This is a genomic window from Shigella sp. FC1967 (genome assembly GCF_001743005.1).
GTDB lineage: Bacteria > Pseudomonadota > Gammaproteobacteria > Enterobacterales > Enterobacteriaceae > Proteus.
This window is the reverse complement of record NZ_MIIZ01001350.1, coordinates 1-377: the sequence shown is the minus strand read 5'-3', so window position 1 is coordinate 377 and position 377 is coordinate 1. Positions and strand designations below refer to the sequence as shown.

The window sequence follows — 377 nt, the reverse complement described above, 5'->3', positions numbered from 1 at the left end:
GCTGGCAACAAAGGATAAGGGTTGCGCTCGTTGCGGGACTTAACCCAACATTTCACAACACGAGCTGACGACAGCCATGCAGCACCTGTCTCAGCGTTCCCGAAGGCACTCCTCTATCTCTAAAGGATTCGCTGGATGTCAAGAGTAGGTAAGGTTCTTCGCGTTGCATCGAATTAAACCACATGCTCCACCGCTTGTGCGGGCCCCCGTCAATTCATTTGAGTTTTAACCTTGCGGCCGTACTCCCCAGGCGTCGATTTAACGCCGTTAGCTCCAGAAGCCACGGTTCAAGACCACAACCTCTAAATCGACATCGTTTACAGCGTGGACTACCAGGGTATCTAATCCTGTTTGCTCCCCACGCTTTCGCACCTGAG

At 52.5% G+C, this 377-nt stretch carries 1 rRNA gene; it reads right to left on the bottom strand.

Going from position 1 to position 377, the window contains the following annotated elements:
- Positions 1-377: ribosomal RNA gene (locus tag BHE89_RS21885) — 16S ribosomal RNA — on the bottom strand; the annotation flags it as partial.